This is a genomic window from Streptomyces sp. HSW2009 (genome assembly GCF_040240285.1).
Classification (GTDB): domain Bacteria; phylum Actinomycetota; class Actinomycetes; order Streptomycetales; family Streptomycetaceae; genus Streptomyces.
In genome coordinates, this window is the sequence record NZ_JBEHZD010000085.1 from 1 (window position 1) to 19,694 (window position 19,694).

The following is a 19,694-nucleotide window of genomic DNA, read 5'->3' on the forward strand; positions in this document are numbered from 1 at the left end:
GGGGGGGGGGGGGGGGGGCGGGGGGGGCCCCGCCCCCCCGGGGGGGGGGGGGGGGGGCGGGGGGGCGCGGGGGGGCCCCCCCCCGGGCCGCGGGGAGGGCGCCGGGCGCGGAGCCGGAGCCGGTCCGCTCCTCCACGCGGGGTTGATAGGCGGGCCGGCGGGAACGCCGGCAGGTCGTACGGGCTGGTGGGGCGGCTCTGACGGGCGTACGAGGACGGGCACGGTGGTGGACCTCGTACGGCGGGGCGGGTGTGGTCAGAGCCGGGCGCAGGTGATCAGCTCCGGTCGCGCCGTCGGGCCGGCGCCGGGCGTCGGCTGTCGGAGGGGTTCCGTACGCTTGAGCGCGTGCAGGAACTCCATGACGCCCCCCTCGCCCCGCTGACCACCTTCCGGCTCGGTGGGCCGGCTGCCCGGTTGACCACGGCCACCACCGACGACGAGGTGATAGCCGCCGTGCGCGCGGCCGACGACGCCGGCACGCCGCTGCTGCTCGTCGGCGGCGGCAGCAACCTGGTCATCTCCGACAAGGGCTTCGACGGCACCGCGCTGCGCATCGCCACCACCGGCTTCGTGCTCGACGCCGCGGGCCCCGACGGCCGCCCCACGCTGGAGCTGGCGGCCGGCGAGAACTGGTCCGAGGCCGTGGCGCGTACGGTCGAGGCCGGTTTCGCCGGGGTCGAGTGCCTGGCCGGCATCCCCGGTTCGGCCGGCGCCACCCCGATCCAGAACGTGGGGGCGTACGGGCAGGAGGTCTCCACGACCATCACCGAGGTGGTGGCGTACGACCGGCAGACCGGCGACGTGGTCACGATCCCGAACGCGGAGTGCGGTTTCGCCTACCGGCACAGCCGCTTCAAGCAGGAGCCCGACCGGCACGTGGTGCTGCGGGTGCGGTGCGCCCTGGAGGACGCGGACGGGCTCTCGGCGCCGCTGAAGTACGCGGAGACGGCGCGGTCGCTCGGCGTGCAGCCCGGCGACCGGGTGCCGGTGGGCACCGCGCGCGAGACGGTGCTGCGGCTGCGCGCCGGCAAGGGGATGGTGCTCGACCCGGAGGACCACGACACCTGGTCGGCCGGCTCGTTCTTCACCAACCCGATCCTCACCGCGGCCGAGCACGCCGCGTTCCTGGCCCGGGTCGCGGAGCGGCTCGGCCCGGACGTGGCGCCGCCGGCCTACCCCGCGGGCGAGGGGCTGACCAAGACGTCGGCGGCCTGGCTGATCGACCGGGCCGGCTTCACCAAGGGGTACGGGCAGGGCGCGGCCCGCATCTCCACCAAGCACACGCTGGCCCTGACCAACCGGGGCGCGGCCACCACCGACGACCTGCTGGCCCTGGCCCGCGAGGTGGTGGACGGGGTGCGCGCCGCCTTCGGCATCACGCTGGTCAACGAGCCGGTGATGGTCGGCGTGGAACTGTAGGGCGGCTCGCGCGGCCGGCCGCCTAGGACTTGGCCTTGGCCTTACGGGGTCTGGGCCGCGGTGTCTGACCTGCGCGCCCGGCCTGTGGTGGACGAGCCCGCCGCCGGGCGGTTGCCGCCGTGACGCCGACCGGCGGGACCGCCGAGCCGGTCCGTACGGCCCGTACGGGGGCATGGGGACACGGGTCGGGCCGGCCGGGCGGCGGCCCACCGACGACGGGCGGACGGGTCGGGCAGGCCGGGCGGCGGCCCACCGACGACAGGCGGACGCGCCGCGCGGCGGTCGGCGGCTAGTAGTTCGCCGCGCCCACCGCCTGCCGCACCGCCGCGCGCTCGTCCAGCAGCGTCAGCATCGCGTGGGCCAGGTCGGCGCGGGAGATGCTGCGGGCGTTCGGCACGTTGGAGCCGATGGCCGTGCGGTAGTGGCCGGTGAGGGGCCCGTCGAGCAGTCGCGGCGGGCGGAGGACGGTCCAGTCGGTGGACGAGGCGGCGATGACGCGCTCCATGACGGCCAGGTCCGCGTAGATCTTTCGAAAAGCGGCCCTGATCAGCGGAAACACCAGTTTTCTGCCCAGCAGGTCCTCGCCCGGCGGGATCTCGCCGACCGGGGCTGCGCTGATCGCGACGAAGCGCTGTACGCGGCTGGCCGCCATGGCCTGGAGGATGCCGCGGGTGGCGGCCGACGCGATGCCCGCCCGTTTGTTGGTCGGTGCGCCGACGGCCGAGAGCACCGCGTCCCGGCCGGCGACGGCGGGTCGGAGGGCCGCCGCGTCGGTGAGGTCGGTCGCGGTGATCACCAGCAGGTCGGGGTGGGCCACCGTGAGCCGGGCCGGGTCCCGGACCACGGCCGTGACCTCGTGTCCCGCCTGCACCGCCTGCTGCACCAGATGGCCGCCGGTGCCGCCGGTGGCCCCGAAGACTGTGAGTCGCATGGCCTTCCCTCCAGGGGTGGGTAAGTATTCACTCACCACTAGGGTGAGTACTCGCTCACCGCTACGTCAAGTCATGCCGGACCCGGCCCGTCGAACCTCGGCGCGGCCACGTCACCAGGGAGCCTCGCCATGAAGCCCACCCGGGCCCGGATTCTGGAAGCCGCCGAACGGCTGCTGCGCACCATCGGGCTGGCCCGCACCACCACCAAGGAGATCGCCCGCGCCGCCGGCTGCTCCGAGGCCGCCCTCTACAAGCACTTCCGCAACAAGGAGGACATCTTCGTCCACGTACTGGAGGAGCGGCTGCCGAGGCTCGGGCCCCTGCTGGCCGAGTTGACCGAGCATCCGCAGGAGCGCGACGTCGTCGACAACCTGGCCGAAATCGTACGGAGGGCGGCCGAGTTCTACGCCTCCAGCGTCCCGATCGTCGCGGCCCTGTACGCGGAGCCGACGCTGCTCCAGCGCCACAACGAGGGGCTGCGGGAGATCGACGCCGGCCCGCGCCGCCCGCTGGAGGGCCTGGCCGCGTACCTCAGGACCGAACGCGCCGCCGGCCGCATCCGCCCCGACGCCGACTGTGACAGCGCCGCCGCCCTCCTCATCGGCGCTTGCTGCCAGCGCGCCTTCCTGCTCAGCACGGACGAGAACGAGCCACCGCTGGAGGAGTGGGCCGCGGACCTCGCCCGCTGCGTCCTACGCGGCCTGAACTGAGCCCCTGACCTGCTCCTACGCGGTCGGGCTCGGTTGCCGGCCCGCTCGGCCCGACTCAGCCTGGCCCGGTCTCCGGCCTTGCTCGGTCCGACTCGGTCTGGCTCGGCCTAGCTCGGCCCGACCGGGGCTGCCCCGCTGGCTCCGCCCGGCCTGCCCCCGCCTGCCCGACCCGCCCGGCAGTCGTGACCCAGCCGTCCCAGCCACCCCAGTCGACTCAGCCGCCCCAGCCGAGCTGGCTCACCCGGCAACCCCAGCCGATCCGGCTGCCCCAGCCGCCCGGCTGCGGCCCCTCCGTACACCCCACCCGTACGCCCCGCGCTACGCCCCCGCCGCCAGCCAACCGTCGATCTCTGTGATCAGCGCATCCCTGACCTGCGGCGGGGCCGCCGAGCCGCGGACCGACTGGCGGGCCAGCTCGGCCAGTTCCTGATCGGTGAACCCGTGCACCTCGCGCGCCAGCTCGTACTGGGCGGCCAGCCGCGACCCGAAGAGCAGCGGGTCGTCCGCGCCCAGCGCCATCGGCACCCCCGCGTCGAACAGCGCCCGCAGCGGCACGTCGGCGGCCTTCTCGTACACCCCGAGCGCCACATTGGACGACGGGCACACCTCGCAGGTCACCTGCCGGTCCGCCAGCCGGCGCAGCAGCCGCGGGTCCTCGGCGGCCCGTACGCCGTGCCCGACCCGGGCCGCGTACAGGTCGTCCAGGCAGTCGCGCACGCTGCTGGGGCCGGCCAGTTCGCCGCCGTGCGGCGCGGCGAGCAGACCGCCTTCCCGGGCGATGGCGAACGCCCGGTCGAAGTCGCGCGCGAAGCCGCGCCGTTCGTCGTTGGAGAGCCCGAACCCGACCACGCCCCGGTCCGCGTACCGCACCGCGAGCCGGGCCAGCGTGCGGGCGTCCAGCGGGTGCTTCATCCGGTTGGCGGCCACCAGCACCCGGATGCTGAGGCCGGTGTCCCGGCTCGCCGCGTCCACCGCGTCCAAGATGATCTCCAGCGCGGGGATGAGCCCCCCGAGCCGGGGCGCGTACGAGGTCGGGTCGACCTGGATCTCCAGCCACCGCGAGCCGTCCCGCACGTCCTCCTCGGCGGCCTCGCGCACCAGTCGTTGCAGGTCCTCGGGGGTGCGCAGGCAGGAACGGGCGATGTCGTACAGCCGCTGGAAGCGGAACCAGCCGCGCTCGTCGGTCGCCCGCAACTTGGGCGGCTCGCCGCTGCTGAGCGCCTCCGGGAGGTGTACGCCGTACTTGTCGGCCAGCTCAAGCAGCGTGTCCGTGCGCATCGAGCCGGTGAAGTGCAGGTGCAGATGGGCCTTGGGCAGCAGCCGTAGGTCCCGTCCGGGTGCGTCGGCGGTGCGCCCGCCGGGAGAAGTGAGGGCGGGGAAGTGCAACATCCCCAGATTTTGCCGCATGGTGCGACGCGCCCGGAACCCGCTTTCACCGATCGGATGGGCGGCCCGTACGCGCGAACGGGCGCCCGGCACACGCCGGACGCCCGTTTCGACCAGGCCGCCGCAGGGCCAGGACCCGCCGTCAGCGGGCCTCGGCCAGCAGCTTCTGAATCCGCGCCACGCCCTCGACCAGGTCTTCGTCGCCCAGCGCGTAGGACAGCCGCAGATACCCCGGGGTGCCGAACGCCTCGCCGGGCACCACCGCGACCTCGACCTCTTCCAGGATCAGCCCGGCCAGCTCCACCGACGTCGCCGGCCGCTTGCCGCGGATCTCCTTGCCGAGCAGCGCCTTGACCGAGGGGTACGCGTAGAACGCGCCCTCGGGCTCGGGGCACTCCACGCCCTCGATCTCGTTCAGCATGCGCACGATCGTCTTGCGCCGCCGGTCGAACGCCTCCCGCATCGCGGCGACCGCGTCCAGCTCCCCGGACACCGCCGTCAGCGCCGCCCGCTGGGCCACGTTGGAGACGTTGGACGTGGCGTGCGACTGGAGGTTGGTCGCGGCCTTGATGACGTCCTTGGGGCCGATCACCCAGCCCACCCGCCAGCCGGTCATCGCGTACGTCTTGGCCACGCCGTTGACCACGATGCACTTGTCGGCGAGCTCCGGCACGACCACCGGCAGCGAGGAGAACTCGGCGTCGCCGTAGACCAGGTGCTCGTAGATCTCGTCCGTCAGCACCCACAGGCCGTGCTCGACGGCCCAGCGGCCGACCGCCTCGACCTGCTCGCGCGGGTAGACCGCACCGGTCGGGTTCGACGGCGAGACGAAGAGCACGACCTTGGTCCGCTCGGTGCGGGCGGCCTCAAGCTGCTCGACCGAGACCCGGTAGCCGGTCGTCTCGTCCGCGACCACCGGCACCGGCACGCCGCCGGCCAGCCGGATCGACTCCGGGTAGGTCGTCCAGTACGGGGCGGGCACGATGACCTCGTCGCCCGGGTCCAGGATCGCGGCGAACGCCTCGTAGATCGCCTGCTTGCCGCCGTTGGTGACCAGCACCTGGGCCGCCTCGATCTCGTACCCCGAGTCGCGCAGCGTCTTCGCGGCGATGGCGGCCTTCAGCTCGGGCAGTCCGCCGGCCGGGGTGTAGCGGTGGTTCTTCGGGTCGCGGCAGGCCTCCACCGCGGCCTCGACGATGTAGTCGGGCGTCGGGAAGTCCGGCTCGCCCGCACCGAACCCGATCACCGGACGGCCGGCGGCCTTCAGCGCCTTGGCCTTGGCGTCCACGGCGAGCGTGGCGGACTCGGAAATCGACCCGACGCGGGCCGAGACCCGGCGGTCGGTGGGAGCGGTCTCTTGCGGAGTAGCAGCGGTCATGCCTGCATCGTCGCAGACCGGCCGGGAGGGCGGCACGGCGGTTTGGCAGGCCATCGCGTTTGCCGAACGTTCGACGGGGGGCCGTTGAGCACGTACACTCATGCGTCGTCGGGTCCCAACAACCGCATCCGTCCACGCACTCCGTGGAACCGGCCGGATGCTGTACGTTGGGGGCCACAAAGGGTCGTAGCTCAATTGGTAGAGCACTGGTCTCCAAAACCAGCGGTTGGGGGTTCAAGTCCCTCCGGCCCTGCTACACACATCCAGCACGTACGGGTGTGTGCATGCGTAAGTAACTCAAATGCACCGCTGTGCGGCCGGACCGGACGCGGCACGGCCACGACCCGGATCAGGTGAGGACGAGTGACGGAAGCCCTTGGCTCCACCGCAACGCCTGAAAGCGGTCGTCCAGAAGACGATGAGGCCGCCAAGAAGGGCCGCCGTGGCGGTAAGCGCGGGAAGAAGGGGCCGTTCGGCCGCCTCGCGCTCTTCTACCGTCAGGTCGTCGCGGAGCTCCGCAAGGTCGTCTGGCCTTCGCGCAACCAGCTCTCGACGTACACCACCGTAGTGATCGTCTTCGTCGTCATCATGATCGGTCTTGTTACCGTGATTGACTACGGGTTCAACGAAGCCGTCAAGTACATCTTCGGCTGATCCCGCGTAGGGCTCCGCGCACCCGCGCGGCGCCCCTATCGCACGTTCCACCCCTCTTGATAGCCAGGAAGAAGCAGCCACCGTGTCTGACCCGAACCTGAACGAAGCCATCGAGCCCCGCGAGGGCGAAGAGGCTGCGGCGACGGCCGACCCGGCGGCTGTTCCGGCCGACGCGGACGCCGCGGCGGTTGCCGCCGAAGCCGAGGGCGTGACCGAGGACGACGACACGGTCGCCGACGAGGTCGAGGGCGGGGACGAGGCGGCGGAGGAAGCCGACGCCGACGACGCGGCGGACGCCGAGGAGTCCGCGGACGCCGAGGAGTCCGAGGACGCGGCGGACGACGCCGAAGCCGCGGACGAAGCGGCCGAGGACGCCGAAGAAGAGGTCGAAGAGGTCGCCGTAGACCCGGTCGAGGCGCTGCGCGAGGAACTGCGCACGCTGCCCGGCGAGTGGTACGTGATCCACACCTACGCGGGTTACGAGAACCGCGTGAAGACCAACCTCGAACAGCGCGCCGTCTCGCTCAACGTCGAGGACTACATCTTCCAGGCCGAGGTGCCGCAGGAAGAGGTCGTCCAGATCAAGAACGGCGACCGCCGCACCGTCCGGCAGAACAAGCTCCCCGGCTACGTGCTGGTCCGCATGGACCTGACGAACGAGTCCTGGGGCGTGGTGCGCAACACCCCCGGCGTCACCGGCTTCGTGGGCAACGCCTACGACCCGTACCCGCTGACCCTGGACGAGATCGTGAAGATGCTCGCCCCGGAGGCCGAGGAAGCAGCCGCCAAGGCCGCCGCGGCCGAGGCCGGCGTCCCGGCGCCGAGCCGCAAGGTCGAGGTCCAGGTGCTCGACTTCGAGGTGGGCGACTCGGTCACCGTCACCGACGGTCCGTTCGCGACGCTCCAGGCGACGATCAACGAGATCAACGCCGACTCGAAGAAGGTCAAGGGCCTCGTCGAGATCTTCGGTCGCGAGACGCCGGTCGAGCTCAGCTTCGACCAGATCCAGAAGAACTGACCCTTCGGTCACACCAGCCACTGCCGAGCAGGTCGGACCAGCTCTCCCAGGCCCCCGCGAGGGGTCGCGGGCAGCCGTCTGACCTGCTCGGTTTTTGGCCGCATAGCTATACCCGTTATCGTTGTGCGGTATGCCTCCATCCGGAGCACCGGATGGGTGGGCGAAAACCTCTCACTCAGACCCGGAGAGAGCACATGCCTCCCAAGAAGAAGAAGGTCACGGGGCTGATCAAGCTCCAGATCCAGGCCGGTGCCGCCAACCCGGCTCCGCCGGTCGGCCCCGCGCTGGGTCAGCACGGCGTCAACATCATGGAGTTCTGCAAGGCCTACAACGCCGCGACCGAGTCGCAGCGTGGCATGGTCGTGCCGGTGGAGATCACGGTCTACGAAGACCGTTCCTTCACCTTCATCACCAAGACTCCGCCGGCCGCCAAGCTGATCCTCAAGGCCGCGGGCGTGGACAAGGGCTCCGGCGAGCCGCACAAGACCAAGGTCGCCAAGATCACCCGCGACCAGGTCCGTGACATCGCCACCGCGAAGATGCCCGACCTGAACGCCAACGACCTCGACGCCGCCGAGAAGATCATCGCGGGCACCGCCCGTTCGATGGGCATCACGGTCGAGGGCTGATCACCTCCACGTCCCCGGGGCCACGGCCCCACTGTGGCAGGGCCAGGCGCTGGCCCGGACCACGACTCCAACCCTGACTCGCGGCGGCAGCCGCGGGTGTGACTCTCAGGAGCAGCAGTGAAGCGCAGCAAGGCTCTCCGCGGCGCGGACGAGAAGATCGACCGGGAGCGGCTGTACGCCCCGCTTGAGGCCGTCCGTCTCGCCAAGGACACCGCCAGCACCACCAAGTTCGACGCGACCGTCGAGGTTGCCATGCGGCTGGGCGTTGACCCGCGCAAGGCCGACCAGATGGTCCGCGGCACCGTGAACCTGCCGCACGGCACCGGCAAGACCGCCCGGGTCCTGGTCTTCGCGACCGGTGACCGTGCTGCTGCCGCGGAGGCCGCGGGCGCCGACATCGTCGGCTCCGACGAACTGATCGACGAGGTCTCCAAGGGCCGTCTCGACTTCGACGCCGTCGTCGCGACCCCGGACCTCATGGGCAAGGTCGGCCGCCTCGGCCGCGTGCTCGGCCCGCGTGGTCTGATGCCGAACCCGAAGACCGGCACCGTCACCCCCGACGTCGCCAAGGCCGTCACCGAGATCAAGGGCGGCAAGATCGAGTTCCGCGTCGACAAGCACTCGAACCTGCACTTCATCATCGGCAAGGCGTCGTTCGGTGAGCAGCAGCTCGTCGAGAACTACGCCGCGGCACTGGAGGAGATCCTCCGTCTGAAGCCGTCCGCCGCGAAGGGCCGGTACATCAAGAAGGCCGCGGTCTCCACCACCATGGGCCCGAGCATCCCGCTCGACTCGAACCGCACCCGCAACCTCCTCACCGAGGACGACGCCGTCTGATCCGCTAGTCGGCAGCGCGTATGCACCCGAGCCCCGCATCTCCGCCTTCGTGGAGATGCGGGGCTCACGCATTGCGGTCTCCCGTGGCTCGGCTACCCTCCTAAAGGAAGTAAACGTGGGTTAAAGAGGGGGACTTGTGCGTAATTCTCGGATGGCAGCACGGCTGGGTACCCGCGCCGCCGCGGCGGTGGGCGGGCTGGCGCTGCTGGCCGGCCTGACCGCGTGTGGCAGCGACTCGGGCGACGACGGCGCCAAGAAGCCGATCGGCAAGGTCGACGAGGCCCCCAAGAACGCGATAGCCGCGCTCCAACTGGCCTCGCAGAGCACCACCAAGCAGCACTCCGCCAAGGTCGACGGCACCACGGTCATGGGGGACGCGACGTCCACCATGAAGGGGAGCATGGACTGGTCGAACGGCATGCGCGCCTCGATGACCCTCACCCAGTCCGGCGCCACGGCCGAGCAGCAGGGCGTGAGCGGCCAGCCCCGCGAGGCCCTGTATACGCCCGACGCGATGTACATGAACCTCGGCGACCAGCTCGCCAAGGCCCCGCAGGCCGCTGGCAAGCACTGGCTGAAGTACGACTACGCCACGCTCGCCGAGCAGGCCGGCCCCGCCGGCAAGTTCCTCAAGGACCAGATGCAGAACACCGACCCGGCACGCGCCGTGCAGGTCCTCATCGCCACCGGCAAGGTGCGCGAGGTCGGCAAGGAAGACGTACGGGGCACGAAGACCACCCACTACACGGGCGTGGTCAATGTCTCGGAGCTCGCCGAGATGCAGTCCGAGGACCTGTCCAAGGAGGACCTGGCCGGGCTCCAGGAGCAGCTTGAGCAGGCCGGCACGGAGACCGAGACCATCGACCTGTGGATCGACGGGGACAACCTGCTGGTCAAGAAGCGCGAGCAGGCGGAGAGCAGCACCGGCACCTTCGACGCGACGGTCTTCTACACCGACTACGGCACCCCGGTCACGGTCGAGCTGCCGGACGCTTCGGACACCGCGGACTTCGCGGACGTCATGCAGCAGCAGTAGGGACCACCGGGGGACCGGCCGGGTCCCAGAAGGCATCGAGCGAGCGCTGAGCAAGGGCAGCGGGCACGTCCGGCAGTCCGGATTTGCCCGGTCGCGATGCCTTCACGTACTCTTCCACAGAAGCCAAAGACCGCTGGTCGTCATGGTGTCCTGCAAGGGATGCGGTGACCGAAGGATTCCGCTAGCTGCGGACGGCCTGCGCAGGTGACTGTGGATGAGTTCCCGGATTCTTTCCGGTTGAGCCACGCCCCGTGCGCCTGCGCCGGGGCGTTTCGTTTTGCCCAGTCTCCTTCCTTCAGCCAGTTCGGTCCGATCACCCGGAAGGAGGCCGAGACTCATGGCGAGGCCCGACAAGGCTGCCGCGGTTGCCGAGCTGACGGACAAGTTCCGTAGCTCCAACGCCGCAGTGGTCACGGCGTACACCGGTCTGAGCGTTGCGCAGCTCAAGGAGCTGCGGCGCGCTCTCGGTGAGAACGCCCAGTACAGCGTGGCGAAGAACACGCTGACCAAGATCGCGGCCAACGAGGCCGGGATCAGCTCGCTCGACGACCTGTTCACGGGTTCGACGGCGATCGCCTTCGTCACCGGTGACCCGGTGGAGTCGGCGAAGGGTCTGCGTGACTTCGCCAAGGAGAACCCGCATCTCGTCATCAAGGGCGGCGTCCTTGACGGGAAGCCGCTCTCCGCGGAAGAGATCAGCAAGCTTGCGGAACTTGAGTCCCGCGAGGTTCTGCTCGCCAAGCTGGCGGGCGCCATGAAGGGCAAGCAGTCCCAGACTGCCGCGCTCTTCCAGGCGCTTCCCTCGAAGTTCGTCCGCACCGCGGAGGCGCTTCGTGCCAAGCAGGCCGAGCAGGGCGGTGCCGAGTAATTCGGCTCACGCATTGACCGTCGCCTAGGGCGACGGTCGCAGCGGGCCCGTCTACGGAGCAATGCCGTCAGGCACACGCCCGCCGACATGTACATCCGGCACCAGCCGAATTAGTGGAAGGACCGCCATCATGGCGAAGCTCAGCCAGGAAGACCTGCTCGCTCAGTTCGAGGACATGACCCTCATCGAGCTCGCCGGCTTCGTGAAGGCCTTCGAGGAGAAGTTCGACGTCACCGCTGCCGCCCCGGCCGCCGTCGTCGCCGCCGGTGCCGCTGGTGGCGCCGCCGCCGAGGCCGTCGAGGAGAAGGACGAGTTCGACGTCATCCTCACCGGCGCCGGCGACAAGAAGATCCAGGTCATCAAGGTCGTGCGTGAGCTGACCTCGCTGGGTCTGAAGGAGGCCAAGGACCTCGTCGACGGCACCCCGAAGCCGGTTCTTGAGAAGGTCAACAAGGAGGCCGCGGACAAGGCCAAGGAGTCCCTTGAGGGCGCCGGCGCCTCCGTCGAGGTCAAGTAAGACCTTCCCGCACGCGCTCCGGCGCGTGGCTTGAGTCGCTGACTCGATCGTTTCCAGGGCGATCACCCATGTGGGTGGTCGCCCTGGCGCGTTCGGGCACGGGGTACGGTGTCTTGTCGATCGCTTGTCGGTGCCTGCGGGTATGGTGATCTTCGGTTGCTCCACCGGTGTGGCTGTGATGATCTCGGCGCCCGGGTGGCTCTTGACGAACGGCACGAGGCGCGCAATTCTCAGGACGCGAGGTCAGGCCGGGCTCAGATTCGGTCTCCGTGCCGAGGCATGGAACGAGCGCGAAGCGGGAAGCCTTGCCGCAGGCGTTGGAAAACGGCGTGGGATGACAACGAGGGGGAGACCCCTCCCGGAGGGAGAGGTTGGCACTGCCAGTCTCCGGATATCCGCTCTGGACATCAGTGGGCCAAGTGGCTACACTGACCCTTTGCGCTGCCGTTTAGCTGCTCCCTGCCCGTCACCAGGGGCATGCCCGCACGTGAGTACGCCGATCGAAACACCCTGACCAGGGCTTTTCCTCTGTGTGCTCCGTAGGGGACCGGTATGCGCGTAGTGAGTCCGAGCCCTCGGAAGGACCCCCTCTTGGCCGCCTCGCGCAACGCCTCGACTGCCAATATGAACACCGGCGACAGCACTGCCCCGCTGCGCATCTCATTTGCGAAGATCAAGGAACCCCTCGGGGTCCCGAACCTCCTCGCGCTGCAGACCGAAAGCTTCGACTGGCTGCTCGGAAATGCCGCCTGGAAGGCTCGCGTCGAGGCCGCGTTGGAGAGTGGGCAGGACGTTCCCACCAAGTCCGGTCTGGAGGAGATCTTCGAGGAGATCTCCCCGATCGAGGACTTCTCCGGGTCGATGTCGCTCACGTTCCGCGACCACCGCTTCGAGCCGCCGAAGAACTCCATCGACGAGTGCAAGGAGCGCGACTTCACGTACGCCGCGCCGCTCTTCGTCACCGCGGAGTTCACCAACAACGAGACCGGTGAGATCAAGTCTCAGACGGTCTTCATGGGCGACTTCCCGCTCATGACGAACAAGGGCACCTTCTGCATCAACGGCACCGAGCGTGTCGTCGTCTCGCAGCTTGTCCGCTCGCCGGGCGTCTACTTCGACAGCTCGATCGACAAGACCTCCGACAAGGACATCTTCACCGCCAAGATCATCCCGTCCCGGGGTGCCTGGCTGGAGATGGAGGTCGACAAGCGCGACATGGTCGGCGTGCGCATCGACCGCAAGCGCAAGCAGTCCGTGACCGTACTCCTGAAGGCGCTCGGTTGGACGACCGAGCAGATCCTGGAGGAGTTCGGCGAGTACGAGTCCATGCGCGCCACCCTGGAGAAGGACCACACCCAGGGGCAGGACGACGCGCTGCTCGACATCTACCGCAAGCTGCGTCCGGGCGAGCCGCCCACGCGTGAGGCCGCGCAGACGCTCCTTGAGAACCTTTACTTCAACCCCAAGCGCTACGACCTCGCCAAGGTCGGCCGCTACAAGGTCAACAAGAAGCTCGGCGCCGACCAGCCGTTGGACGCCGGCGTGCTCACCACCGACGACGTCATCGCGACGATCAGGTACCTGGTCAAGCTGCACGCGGGCGAGACCGAGACGCTCGGCGAGAACGGCAACTCGATCGTCGTCGAGACCGACGACATCGACCACTTCGGCAACCGTCGTCTGCGCAACGTCGGCGAGCTCATCCAGAACCAGGTCCGTACGGGTCTGGCGCGGATGGAGCGCGTCGTGCGCGAGCGCATGACCACCCAGGACGTCGAGGCGATCACGCCGCAGACCCTGATCAACATCCGGCCGGTCGTCGCCTCCATCAAGGAGTTCTTCGGCACCAGCCAGCTCTCCCAGTTCATGGACCAGACGAACCCGCTGTCGGGCCTGACCCACAAGCGTCGTCTGTCGGCGCTCGGCCCCGGTGGTCTCTCCCGTGAGCGGGCCGGCTTCGAGGTCCGTGACGTGCACCCGTCGCACTACGGCCGGATGTGCCCGATCGAGACGCCGGAAGGCCCGAACATCGGTCTGATCGGCTCGCTCGCCTCGTACGGCCGGGTCAACGCCTTCGGCTTCGTCGAGACCCCGTACCGCAAGGTCACCGGCGGCCAGGTCACCGACGAGGTGGACTACCTGACCGCCGACGAGGAAGACCGCTTCGTCATCGCGCAGGCCAACGCGCCGCTCACCGACGAGCTGCGGTTCGCCGAGTCCCGCGTGCTGGTGCGCCGCCGTGGCGGCGAGGTCGACTACATCCCGGGCGAAGAAGTCGACTACATGGACGTCTCGCCGCGCCAGATGGTGTCGGTCGCGACCGCCATGATCCCCTTCCTTGAGCACGACGACGCCAACCGCGCGCTCATGGGCTCCAACATGATGCGCCAGGCCGTGCCGCTGATTAAGGCGGAGGCGCCGCTGGTCGGCACCGGCATGGAGTACCGCTGTGCGGTGGACGCCGGCGACGTCATCAAGGCCGAGAAGGACGGTGTCGTCCAGGAGGTCTCCGCCGACTACGTGACGGTGGCCAACGACGACGGCACGTACACCACCTACCGGGTGGCCAAGTTCTCCCGCTCCAACCAGGGCACCTCCTTCAACCAGAAGGTCGTCGTGGACGAGGGCGCGCGCGTGGTCACCGGTCAGGTGCTCGCCGACGGTCCGTCCACCGACGAGGGTGAGATGGCGCTCGGCAAGAACCTCCTGGTGGCGTTCATGCCGTGGGAGGGCCACAACTACGAGGACGCGATCATCCTCAGCCAGCGGCTGGTGCAGGACGACGTCCTCTCCTCGATCCACATCGAGGAGCACGAGGTCGACGCGCGGGACACCAAGCTCGGCCCCGAGGAGATCACCCGGGACATCCCGAACGTCTCCGAAGAGGTGCTGGCCGACCTCGACGAGCGCGGCATCATCCGCATCGGTGCCGAGGTCGTCGCGGGCGACATCCTGGTCGGCAAGGTGACCCCCAAGGGTGAGACCGAGCTGACCCCCGAGGAGCGGCTGCTGCGCGCGATCTTCGGTGAGAAGGCCCGTGAGGTGCGTGACACCTCGCTGAAGGTGCCGCACGGCGAGATCGGCAAGGTCATCGGCGTCCGCGTCTTCGACCGCGAGGAGGGCGACGAGCTGCCGCCCGGCGTCAACCAGCTCGTCCGCGTCTACGTCGCCCAGAAGCGCAAGATCACCGACGGTGACAAGCTCGCCGGCCGACACGGCAACAAGGGCGTCATCTCGAAGATCCTGCCGGTCGAGGACATGCCGTTCATGGAGGACGGCACCCCGGTCGACATCATCCTCAACCCGCTCGGCGTGCCCTCCCGAATGAACCCGGGACAGGTCCTGGAGATCCACCTGGGCTGGCTGGCCTCGCAGGGCTGGAAGGTCGACGGCGACGAGGAGTGGATGCGCCGCCTCCAGGCGATCGGCGCGGACGAGGTGGCCTCCGGCACCAACGTCGCCACCCCGGTCTTCGACGGCGCCCGCGAGGACGAGATCGCCGGTCTCTTCGAGTCCGCGATCCCGAACCGCGACGGCGAGCGGATGGTCCAGCCGTCCGGCAAGGCGCGGATGTTCGACGGCCGCTCCGGCGAGCCGTTCCCGGACCCGATCTCGGTCGGCTACATGTACATCCTCAAGCTGCACCACCTGGTGGACGACAAGCTGCACGCCCGCTCCACCGGTCCGTACAGCATGATCACCCAGCAGCCGCTGGGTGGTAAGGCTCAGTTCGGTGGCCAGCGCTTCGGCGAGATGGAGGTGTGGGCGCTGGAGGCTTACGGCGCCGCGTACGCCCTCCAGGAGCTGCTGACCATCAAGTCCGACGACGTCACCGGTCGCGTGAAGGTCTACGAGGCCATCGTCAAGGGCGAGAACATCCCGGAGCCCGGCATCCCGGAGTCCTTCAAGGTGCTCATCAAGGAGATGCAGTCCCTGTGCCTCAATGTGGAGGTGCTGTCCTCGGACGGCATGTCCATCGAGATGCGTGACACTGACGAAGATGTCTTCCGCGCGGCGGAGGAGCTCGGAATCGACCTGTCCCGGCGCGAGCCGAGCAGCGTCGAAGAGGTCTGACGGGCCTGACCGGGGCGCCCACCCGGCGCCCCGGTCGCCCAGGACCCGTACAGACCATGATGAAGAGCCCCCATTTTCGCTGACGCGAGGGGCACGACCCTGAAAGAGGGATTGACGACAAGTGCTCGACGTCAACTTCTTCGACGAGCTGCGGATCGGCCTGGCCACCGCGGACGACATTCGGCAGTGGTCCCACGGCGAGGTCAAGAAGCCGGAGACCATCAACTACCGCACCCTGAAGCCCGAAAAGGACGGACTCTTCTGCGAGAAGATCTTCGGCCCCACCCGGGACTGGGAGTGCTACTGCGGCAAGTACAAGCGCGTCCGCTTCAAGGGCATCATCTGTGAGCGCTGTGGCGTCGAGGTCACCCGCGCCAAGGTGCGCCGTGAGCGGATGGGCCACATCGAGCTGGCCGCGCCCGTCACCCACATCTGGTACTTCAAGGGCGTCCCGTCGCGCCTGGGCTACCTGCTCGACCTTGCGCCGAAGGACCTGGAAAAGGTCATCTACTTCGCCGCGTACATGATCACCTGGGTCGACGAGGAGCGCCGTACGCGCGACCTGCCCTCGCTGGAGGCGCACGTCTCCGTCGAGCGGCAGCAGGTCGAGCAGCGTCGCGACGCCGACCTTGAGGCGCGCGCCAAGAAGCTGGAGACCGACCTCGCCGAGCTGGAGGCCGAGGGCGCCAAGGCCGACGTCCGCCGCAAGGTCCGCGAGGGCGCCGAGCGCGAGATGAAGCAGCTCCGCGACCGTGCCCAGCGCGAGATCGACCGCCTGGACGAGGTCTGGAACCGCTTCAAGAACCTCAAGGTCCAGGACCTGGAGGGCGACGAGCTGCTCTACCGCGAGCTGCGCGACCGCTTCGGCACCTACTTCATGGGTGGCATGGGCGCCGCCGCGCTCCAGAAGCGCCTGGAGTCCTTCGACCTCGAAGAGGAAGCCGAGCGGCTGCGGGAGATCATCCGCACCGGCAAGGGCCAGAAGAAGACCCGTGCGCTCAAGCGGCTCAAGGTCGTCTCCGCGTTCCTCCAGACCCGTAACAGCCCCAACGGCATGGTGCTGGACTGCGTCCCGGTCATCCCGCCGGACCTGCGCCCGATGGTGCAGCTCGACGGTGGCCGCTTCGCCACCTCCGACCTCAACGACCTCTACCGTCGTGTGATCAACCGGAACAACCGCCTCAAGCGTCTCCTTGACCTCGGTGCCCCCGAGATCATCGTGAACAACGAGAAGCGGATGCTCCAGGAGGCCGTCGACGCGCTGTTCGACAACGGCCGCCGCGGTCGCCCGGTCACCGGTCCCGGCAACCGTCCGCTGAAGTCCCTGAGCGACATGCTCAAGGGCAAGCAGGGTCGTTTCCGGCAGAACCTGCTCGGCAAGCGCGTCGACTACTCGGCCCGTTCCGTCATCGTCGTCGGCCCGCAGCTCAAGCTGCACCAGTGCGGTCTGCCCAAGGCGATGGCGCTGGAGCTCTTCAAGCCGTTCGTGATGAAGCGCCTGGTGGACCTCAACCACGCGCAGAACATCAAGAGCGCCAAGCGGATGGTCGAGCGCGGCCGTACCGTCGTGTACGACGTGCTCGAAGAGGTCATCGCCGAGCACCCGGTGCTGCTCAACCGTGCGCCCACCCTGCACCGCCTCGGCATCCAGGCCTTCGAGCCGCAGCTCGTCGAGGGCAAGGCCATCCAGATCCACCCGCTCGTGTGCACCGCGTTCAACGCGGACTTCGACGGTGACCAGATGGCCGTGCACCTGCCGCTGTCCGCGGAGGCGCAGGCCGAGGCCCGCATCCTGATGCTGTCCTCGAACAACATCCTCAAGCCCGCCGACGGCCGGCCGGTGACGATGCCGACCCAGGACATGGTCCTCGGTCTGTTCTTCCTCACCACCGACGAGGCGGAGCGCAAGTCGGTCGGCGAGGGCCGGTCCTTCGGCTCCACGGCCGAGGCGATCATGGCGTTCGACAACCGGGAGCTGTCGCTCCAGGCGAAGATCGACATCCGGTTCCCGGTGGGCACCATGCCGCCGCGGGGCTGGACCCCGCCGGAGCCGACCGAGGACGAGAACGGCGAGCTCTCCCGCCCGTACCAGCCGGGTGACAGCTTCCGGCTGACCACCTCGCTGGGCCGCGCGCTCTTCAACGAGCTGCTGCCCGAGGACTACCCGTTCGTCGACTACTCGGTGGGCAAGAAGCAGCTCTCCGAGATCGTCAACGACCTGGCCGAGCGGTACCCCAAGGTCATCGTGGCGGCGACGCTGGACAACCTGAAGGCGGCCGGTTTCCACTGGGCCACCCGCTCGGGCGTGACCGTGGCGTTCTCCGACATCCTCGGCCCGCCGGAGAAGCCGGCGATCCTGGACGAGTACGAGGCCAAGGCGCTGCACGTCCAGAAGCAGTTCGAGCGTGGTCTGATCACCCGCGACGAGCGCCACCAGGAGCTCGTGGTCATCTGGAACAAGGCGACCAACGAGGTCTCCGAGGCCATGCAGCGGAACTTCCCGCGCACCAACCCGATCTTCATCATGATCGAGTCCGGCGCGCGCGGAAACATGATGCAGATGCGTCAGATCGCCGGTATGCGTGGTCTGGTGTCGAACGCCAAGAACGAGACCATCTCGCGCCCGATCAAGGCGTCCTACCGTGACGGCCTCTCCGTTCTTGAGTACTTCATCGCCACCCACGGTGCCCGTAAGGGCCTCGCGGACACCGCCCTGCGCACCGCCGACTCGGGTTACCTGACCCGTCGTCTGGTGGACGTCTCGCAGGACGTGATCATCCGCGAGGAGGACTGCGGCACCGAGCGCGGCCTGAAGCTGGCCATCGCGGTCAAGGGCACCGACGGCGCGCTGCGCAAGACGGACGACGTCGAGACCAGCGTGTACGCGCGGATGCTCGCCGAGGACGTCGTGGTGGACGGCAAGGTCATCGCGCCCGCCAACGTCGACCTGGGCGACGTCCTGATCGACCAGCTCGTCGCGCACGGCGTGACCACGGTCAAGACCCGCTCGGTCCTCACCTGCGAGTCCGCCGTCGGCACCTGCGCCTTCTGCTACGGGCGCTCGCTGGCCACCGGCAAGCTGGTCGACATCGGCGAGGCCGTCGGCATCATCGCGGCCCAGTCCATCGGTGAGCCCGGCACCCAGCTCACGATGCGTACCTTCCACACCGGTGGTGTGGCCGGTGACGACATCACCCAGGGTCTGCCGCGTGTCGTCGAGCTCTTCGAGGCCCGTACGCCCAAGGGTGTCGCCCCCATCTCGGAGGCGGCCGGTCGGGTGCGCATCGAGGAGACCGAGAAGACCAAGAAGCTCGTCGTCACCCCGGACGACGGCTCGGAGGAGACGTCCTACGGCGTCTCCAAGCGAGCCCGTCTGCTGGTGGGCGAGGGCGACCACGTCGAGGTGGGTCAGGCGCTGACGCTCGGTGCCACCAACCCGCACGACGTGCTGCGCATCCTCGGCCAGCGCGCCGTCCAGGTGCACCTGGTCGGCGAGGTCCAGAAGGTCTACAACTCGCAGGGTGTGTCGATCCACGACAAGCACATCGAGATCATCATCCGGCAGATGCTGCGCCGCGTGACGATCATCGAGTCCGGCGACGCGGAGCTGCTGCCGGGCGAGCTCGTGGAGCGCTCGCGCTTCGAGAACGAGAACCGGCGCGTGGTGCAGGAGGGCGGTCACCCGGCTTCGGGTCGTCCGCAGCTCATGGGCATCACCAAGGCGTCGCTGGCCACCGAGTCGTGGCTGTCGGCGGCGTCCTTCCAGGAGACGACCCGGGTGCTCACCGACGCGGCGATCAACGCCAAGTCGGACTCCCTGATCGGCCTCAAGGAGAACGTCATCATCGGCAAGCTCATCCCGGCCGGTACGGGCCTGTCCCGCTACCGCAACATCCGGGTCGAGCCGACCGAGGAGGCCAAGGCCGCGATGTACTCGGCCGTCGGCTACGACGACATCGACTACTCGCCCTTCGGGACGGGTTCGGGTCAGGCCGTGCCGCTGGAGGACTACGACTACGGTCCGTACAACCAGTAGGCCCCAGACCGGCGTCAGGTCCGGGTGCGCCCCGCAGAGGCGGGGCGCGGCCGGGCCGGCGAACCGGGGGGCGTGCATACGGTGAGAACCGGGGGGGGGGGGGGGGGGGGGGGGGGGGGGGGGGGGGGCCGCGCGCCGGGGGGGGGGGGGGGGGGGGGGGGGGGGGGGGGGGGGGGGGGGGGGGGGGGGGGGGGGGGGGG

General features: G+C 69.3%; 14 protein-coding genes and 1 tRNA gene. 12 read left to right on the forward strand and 3 right to left on the reverse strand.

Annotated elements, in window-relative coordinates:
- Window positions 1-345 precede the first annotated feature (345 nt).
- Entirely contained in the window at window positions 346-1,419 is a 1,074-nt protein-coding gene (locus tag AAHZ94_RS09620; protein WP_349992190.1) for a UDP-N-acetylmuramate dehydrogenase, read from the forward strand.
- Window positions 1,420-1,708: 289 nt separating this feature from the next.
- Here AAHZ94_RS09620 and AAHZ94_RS09625 read toward each other — a convergent pair whose 3' ends face one another.
- Entirely contained in the window at window positions 1,709-2,350 is a 642-nt protein-coding gene (locus AAHZ94_RS09625; protein ID WP_349992192.1) for an NAD(P)-dependent oxidoreductase, read from the reverse strand.
- 129 nt (window positions 2,351-2,479) lie between these two features.
- On the opposite strand from AAHZ94_RS09625, the gene AAHZ94_RS09630 reads away from it, so the two are divergent.
- A complete protein-coding gene (locus tag AAHZ94_RS09630; RefSeq protein WP_349992193.1) occupies window positions 2,480-3,061 on the forward strand; it encodes a TetR/AcrR family transcriptional regulator in 582 nt (193 codons plus the stop codon).
- Between the two features lie 318 nt (window positions 3,062-3,379).
- On the opposite strand, the gene AAHZ94_RS09635 is transcribed toward AAHZ94_RS09630, so the two are convergent.
- Entirely contained in the window at window positions 3,380-4,450 is a 1,071-nt protein-coding gene (locus tag AAHZ94_RS09635) for an adenosine deaminase (protein ID WP_349992195.1), read from the reverse strand.
- Between the two features lie 139 nt (window positions 4,451-4,589).
- Window positions 4,590-5,825 carry a pyridoxal phosphate-dependent aminotransferase gene (locus AAHZ94_RS09640; RefSeq protein ID WP_349992196.1) on the reverse strand — a complete coding sequence of 412 codons (1,236 nt, stop codon included), beginning with the start codon at window positions 5,823-5,825 and terminating at the stop codon, window positions 4,590-4,592.
- A 180-nt stretch (window positions 5,826-6,005) separates the two neighbouring features.
- Here AAHZ94_RS09640 and AAHZ94_RS09645 point away from each other — a divergent pair.
- The 10 genes from AAHZ94_RS09645 to AAHZ94_RS09690 all read left to right on the forward strand — a co-directional run bounded on the left by AAHZ94_RS09645 (window position 6,006) and on the right by AAHZ94_RS09690 (window position 19,494).
- Window positions 6,006-6,078: transfer RNA gene (locus AAHZ94_RS09645), tRNA-Trp, on the forward strand.
- 110 nt (window positions 6,079-6,188) lie between these two features.
- Complete coding sequence (secE, locus tag AAHZ94_RS09650; RefSeq protein ID WP_349992198.1) at window positions 6,189-6,479, forward strand: preprotein translocase subunit SecE; 291 nt, start codon at window positions 6,189-6,191, stop codon at window positions 6,477-6,479.
- 82 nt (window positions 6,480-6,561) lie between these two features.
- Window positions 6,562-7,497 (forward strand): transcription termination/antitermination protein NusG, encoded by a 936-nt coding sequence (gene nusG, locus AAHZ94_RS09655; RefSeq protein ID WP_349992199.1) that lies wholly within the window; start codon window positions 6,562-6,564, stop codon window positions 7,495-7,497.
- 194 nt (window positions 7,498-7,691) lie between these two features.
- Complete coding sequence (rplK, locus tag AAHZ94_RS09660) at window positions 7,692-8,126, forward strand: 50S ribosomal protein L11 (RefSeq protein ID WP_349992201.1); 435 nt, start codon at window positions 7,692-7,694, stop codon at window positions 8,124-8,126.
- 117 nt (window positions 8,127-8,243) lie between these two features.
- Complete coding sequence (rplA, locus tag AAHZ94_RS09665) at window positions 8,244-8,963, forward strand: 50S ribosomal protein L1 (protein ID WP_349992202.1); 720 nt, start codon at window positions 8,244-8,246, stop codon at window positions 8,961-8,963.
- Window positions 8,964-9,114: 151 nt separating this feature from the next.
- Window positions 9,115-9,999 carry an SCO4651 family lipoprotein gene (locus AAHZ94_RS09670; protein ID WP_349992203.1) on the forward strand — a complete coding sequence of 295 codons (885 nt, stop codon included), beginning with the start codon at window positions 9,115-9,117 and terminating at the stop codon, window positions 9,997-9,999.
- Between the two features lie 337 nt (window positions 10,000-10,336).
- Window positions 10,337-10,867: a 50S ribosomal protein L10 gene (gene rplJ, locus AAHZ94_RS09675; protein ID WP_349992205.1), complete on the forward strand. Its 531-nt coding sequence runs from the start codon at window positions 10,337-10,339 to the stop codon at window positions 10,865-10,867.
- A 130-nt stretch (window positions 10,868-10,997) separates the two neighbouring features.
- Window positions 10,998-11,384, forward strand: coding sequence for a 50S ribosomal protein L7/L12 (gene rplL, locus AAHZ94_RS09680; protein ID WP_349992207.1), 387 nt, complete (start codon window positions 10,998-11,000; stop codon window positions 11,382-11,384).
- Between the two features lie 591 nt (window positions 11,385-11,975).
- Entirely contained in the window at window positions 11,976-15,458 is a 3,483-nt protein-coding gene (gene rpoB, locus AAHZ94_RS09685; RefSeq protein ID WP_349992209.1) for a DNA-directed RNA polymerase subunit beta, read from the forward strand.
- Window positions 15,459-15,579: 121 nt separating this feature from the next.
- Window positions 15,580-19,494, forward strand: a complete 3,915-nt coding sequence (locus AAHZ94_RS09690) for a DNA-directed RNA polymerase subunit beta' (protein ID WP_349992211.1) — start codon at window positions 15,580-15,582, stop codon at window positions 19,492-19,494.
- The last annotated feature ends 200 nt before the right edge of the window (window positions 19,495-19,694 follow it).

What these genes read in the sequence shown, in the direction of transcription:
- AAHZ94_RS09640 (WP_349992196.1), bottom strand. Translation starts at nt 5,825, where the DNA reads ATGACCGCTGCTACTCCGCAAGAGACCGCTCCCACCGACCGCCGGGTC.
- AAHZ94_RS09635 (WP_349992195.1), bottom strand. Translation starts at nt 4,450, where the DNA reads ATGTTGCACTTCCCCGCCCTCACTTCTCCCGGCGGGCGCACCGCCGAC.
- rplK (WP_349992201.1), top strand. Translation starts at nt 7,692, where the DNA reads ATGCCTCCCAAGAAGAAGAAGGTCACGGGGCTGATCAAGCTCCAGATC.
- AAHZ94_RS09630 (WP_349992193.1), top strand. Translation starts at nt 2,480, where the DNA reads ATGAAGCCCACCCGGGCCCGGATTCTGGAAGCCGCCGAACGGCTGCTG.
- AAHZ94_RS09670 (WP_349992203.1), top strand. Translation starts at nt 9,115, where the DNA reads ATGGCAGCACGGCTGGGTACCCGCGCCGCCGCGGCGGTGGGCGGGCTG.
- AAHZ94_RS09625 (WP_349992192.1), bottom strand. Translation starts at nt 2,350, where the DNA reads ATGCGACTCACAGTCTTCGGGGCCACCGGCGGCACCGGCGGCCATCTG.
- rplJ (WP_349992205.1), top strand. Translation starts at nt 10,337, where the DNA reads ATGGCGAGGCCCGACAAGGCTGCCGCGGTTGCCGAGCTGACGGACAAG.
- rplL (WP_349992207.1), top strand. Translation starts at nt 10,998, where the DNA reads ATGGCGAAGCTCAGCCAGGAAGACCTGCTCGCTCAGTTCGAGGACATG.